The 4351-nt window shown below is 29.2% G+C and carries 4 protein-coding genes; 2 read left to right on the top strand and 2 right to left on the bottom strand.

The features are described from left to right. Positions 1-128 precede the first annotated feature (128 nt). On the top strand, positions 129-971 hold the full coding sequence (locus tag ACLIJJ_RS26700; RefSeq protein ID WP_192486555.1) for a tyrosine-type recombinase/integrase: 843 nt from the start codon (positions 129-131) through the stop codon (positions 969-971). 270 nt (positions 972-1241) lie between these two features. Here ACLIJJ_RS26700 and ACLIJJ_RS26695 read toward each other — a convergent pair whose 3' ends face one another. Next, complete coding sequence (locus ACLIJJ_RS26695; protein ID WP_128310139.1) at positions 1242-1496, bottom strand: hypothetical protein; 255 nt, start codon at positions 1494-1496, stop codon at positions 1242-1244. Continuing rightward, the gene (locus ACLIJJ_RS26690) at positions 1480-2277 is read right to left on the bottom strand and encodes a ParA family protein (RefSeq protein ID WP_128310140.1); all 798 of its coding nucleotides are present in this window, start codon (positions 2275-2277) and stop codon (positions 1480-1482) included. The genes ACLIJJ_RS26695 and ACLIJJ_RS26690 overlap by 17 nt, the downstream gene beginning before the upstream one ends. A gap of 522 nt (positions 2278-2799) precedes the next feature. Between ACLIJJ_RS26690 and ACLIJJ_RS26685 the strand changes: the two genes are divergently transcribed. Next, positions 2800-3999 (top strand): replication initiation protein, encoded by a 1200-nt coding sequence (locus ACLIJJ_RS26685; RefSeq protein WP_192486553.1) that lies wholly within the window; start codon positions 2800-2802, stop codon positions 3997-3999. Positions 4000-4351 lie beyond the last annotated feature (352 nt).

Genomic DNA, 4351 nt, shown 5'->3' with positions numbered 1-4351 from the left:
CAAAAGGGGATAGTAGTCGTTAGGCTACTATCCCCTTTTTTTTGAAATTCATCGCGGAAGTTTACTTCTTTCTTTTTATGATTTAAGATATTAAGTAAGGTACCAAGTCTGAATTTAGGGGTGATAAAGTGCAAAAATCTAATGTAATTAGTCAATTTGCAGACTGGCTTGAAACAGAAGGCAAATCTGTTAACACCGTCACTACTTATCAACGTGAAATGAAAAAATTTCAAGACTGGCTCTACAAATATCCTACTTATTTAGAGAACATATCTCAGCAAGATGTTCAAAATTATCTCTCTTTTTTAGAGCAGCAGGGGAAAAGTCCAATAACTATTGATAAAATACTTGGTTCTATTAGAACCTTCGCTAAGTTCTTGAGACGTCCAGAAATAATTTTAGATATTAAAGTTATGCCTATAGAAAAAAAGGGAGAATTAGAAATTTTAACATCTTTTGAGTACAATCAGCTGCTTCAAAAAGTTAAAAAAGATGGGCATGGAAGAAATATAGCTATCGTTTATTTATTGCTCCATACAGGTATTAGAGTATCTGAATTATGTTCTTTAAATAAGTCGAATATTGATCTTATAAAAAAGCAGTTAATCGTTAAAAATGGAATAACTGGTGAAGAGAGATTTATTCCATTGTCAGAAGAAGCTAAGGAATATCTTCATAAATACTGTGATTCGTTTAACAGTGATGAAGCTTTATTTACTTCAAGATCTAATGAGCGGCTAACAGAAAGATCAATTCAATATATGTTGAAGAAGTATAATGTTCATCCACATAAATTAAGACATACTTTCTGTCAAAAGCTTATAGATAAAGGCGTTGGCTTGGAAATTGTTTCAAAATTAGCTGGTCATAAAGATATAAATGTAACTAAAAGATATGCAAAATCCAGGATGAAACAATTAGAATTAGAAGAGGCGATACAAAAAACTTTTATTAGCGATACGCTAGGGTGAGTTGTTTATTTAGTATTTACCCAAATTAATTTTTATAATACCAATGTCAAATGGACTATTAAATAGAATTCGTAAGAAAGATGAAGTAAATAAGAGATTGTTCTTATCAATTTTAGTCCTTTTTTTGATTATTTCCCGAAGGGAAAAAGACGGAATTTGCCCGAATATGGCCGGATTCCGTCTTTTGTTTGGGGTGCTGCTTTGGATAAGATGCATTATGTTAACTGCAGATAAAATAATTCTACGCACTCAAATATTGGATGCACAAAATTATTCTTTAATCTTATTTAGATATTTCTCTAATGCTTCTTCAATTAAAATATAGATGTTTTTTTCTTGCAATAAAGATTGCATTTTTAATTCTCTATGTAAGTCTGTTCTTAAATCAAAAGATACTCGTTTTCTTATTAACTTTTTTTCCTGCTCAAATGTTTTCTCTTCAATAATTTCTTCAGCTAAAGCTTGTGATGGCGTAATTTGCTTTTGAAGCCGCTTCAAATTTTTAATATCATTTACTTTGGACACGATCTATCAACTCCTTATAAAATTGCTCATATTGTAGTAAAGCCGGTTTTAACTCTGAGTTTTTATTGAATCCATATAAAGCTAAACGACCAATAGGAGCTCTTCTATTAATAACAGTTTTAAATACTTCGTTAGGATAATCTTCTGTAATCATTTCATTAAATGCTTTGGCATCACTTCTTCTTAAGTCATTTAATGTTCTTAAAATTCCTATTACCTCAGTACCTCTATTTCCATGTTTTTTAGCACTGGCGACGGATTCCATGAAGTTAGGAATTGCTGAGTAGCACCAGTTAGAACACTCAAACAACACTACTACATATTCACTAGCACATAATGCATTAGTTGTTTGTTCTGACAATGACGGTGGTGTATCAATAATAATGAAATCATACTCACTTCTTATATCATCTAAACTTTGATCTAGAATTAAACTAGGTATTCCTTTGAAAGGAATACTATCACCTTTATATGTTCTTCCCGTATAAATCCATCTTGGAAAAGTAGCTAAAAAATTAGTAGCAGGAAGTAAATCTAAATTTTTCCCTATAGGTAGGATGTAATCTTTCATATTTTGATTCTGCATTGCTTCTAGTATTGATTTTCCTACAAATTCATTAGAAGGTTGATTAGATATTAATTCAGTTAAATTACCTTGAGAATCCATATCTATGGCTAACACCTTATAGCCATCTCTGCTTAATAAATATGCTAGTATTCCAGCAGTAGTGGATTTCCCGCAACCACCTTTTTGTATTCCCATTGTAATAGTAATAGCCAAAACCACGCCTCCTTCCAACGTTGTTTTCTTCTTTTATTTATATAAACCTTTCTAGAAAAATAATTGAAATCCTTTAATATATATAAAATATAACAACTTTATTAGCAGAACTATTAATTCATTATTTTAAATAGACAGAAATAATGAAAAATTAATCATTCACCAAGTATTGTTTTGATTGTTTTATCATATATTGTTTTTATTGTTTTTATTGTTTTTATTGTTTTCAGAGGCTTAAAACTCTTATGTACCAAGGGTTCAGAGACCTTAACTATAACAAAAACTGAGTAAACTATAACAAAAACTGAGTAAACTATAACAAAAACTGAGTAAACTATAACAAAAACTGAGTCTTAACTATAACAAAAACTGAGTAAACTATAACAAAAACTGAGTAAACTATAACAAAAACTGAGTAATTTCCGAAAACTGATTCTGAATTTTCGGAAATATAACCTGAAGTAGACGCTCCTTTGCATTCTTTGTTATATTTTAGAATGATCATTAAAAAGGAGTTTTGATATGGGATCCAAAATAAGCGCGGACAACTTAATTACAAAATCAAATCAGCTTATTGAAGCAGCATATAAATTAACTGAGATAGAACAAAAAATCATCTTAACACTTATTAGTTTAGTGCAACCGAATGATAAGGAGTTTCAATCTTACACTTTTACAATAAAAGATTTCATTAAATTGATTGGCGGTAATAGTAATACGAGATATAAGGAACTAGAAGAAATTACGAGAAATATGTTAGCTAAAATTTATGAAATTAGGTTCGAGGAAAGATTGGTACAAGTTCAATGGTTATCCCAAGCTGATTACAACTATAAAAAAGGGACCATTGAGCTTACACTCCATAAATTTCTTACCCCATATTTATTAGAATTGAAAAAGGAGTTTACATCTTATCATTTAAAAAATGTAAGTAAACTAAAGGGACATTATTCTATAAGGATATACGAGCTACTAAAGCAATATGAACGTTTAAAAGAAAGAACTTTCAATATGGAAGATCTTAGACATAAGTTAGGGGCAACAAATATATATCCTGCTTACGGGAATTTTAAGCAACGAGTATTACTGCCTTCTCAAAAACAGATAAACAAAAAATCAGATATTACATTTGAATTTCAAGAGATTAAACAAGGAAGAGCTGTTAAAGAAATTAAATTCTTTATAAAACCTAAAGATTCCATTATTCAACCTCTACCAGTTCCGATATCTAATTCCATTAAAACTGAAGTGTTAAATACAGAAGAACTTGAAAAAGATCTTTTTGTTGTTTCTAAAAATGATATTAATGATATCAAAAGTTTGGCGAATGATTTAGGTTTCAAAGTACCGAATAAAACTATACAAAACTGGTTGGAGTATGGGAAAAGAAATGTAATTCAAGTAATGGAGTCAATTAGAGATAATTATAAAATAGAAAATCCAATAGGATTTATCACATACAAGTTAAAGAATGAGATAAGTAACGAAATTATTGAAGTGGATCCTGTTAATGATGCTATTCAAGATTTTATAAAGAGCCATATACCAAAGCGTAAAATTAAAAGAGTAGAATTTTTAACAGACTGGATGATGAAGAATGAGGCTTTGCAAACATTTATTAAATATATGAATGAAGATGATGCTTTAAATTTATGGAATTCAAAGAAGGAAGCAATAATGAAGGAATTGAATGATCGTAGGGGAAAAATGATGTTAAATTAAAAAGAACAAAAACCAGTATGGTTTTTGTTCTTTTTAATTATTAATACTTGTTTAATTAACTACTATTGCTATAAAAGAGTTTATTATGTAGAATAGAAACTCGCTTCATTGAAGAAATTAGTAAGAAGCTTTAAAAAGAAGTTGACTTCCACGAATAATGGTGATATATTAATAAATGTCGCTAAAACGAATAAAAACTTTCTTTTTATACAAAATAAAAAAGTTTGTTCGTAGAAGTTGACGACGATGAAATGATATGTTATTATATAAAAGTTGCTCCTAATAGCAACGAAAAATTGCTCTTTGAAAACTGAACAAACAAAACGTCAACAATAATCGTTTTTATAACTTT

Origin of the sequence: Niallia laureatilytica (assembly GCF_046613985.1) — a bacterium.
Lineage (GTDB): Bacteria > Bacillota > Bacilli > Bacillales > Cytobacillaceae > Niallia.
This window is presented reverse-complemented; position numbering and strand designations above follow the sequence as displayed.

What these genes read in the sequence shown, in the direction of transcription:
- ACLIJJ_RS26685 (WP_192486553.1), top strand. Translation starts at nt 2,800, where the DNA reads ATGGGATCCAAAATAAGCGCGGACAACTTAATTACAAAATCAAATCAG.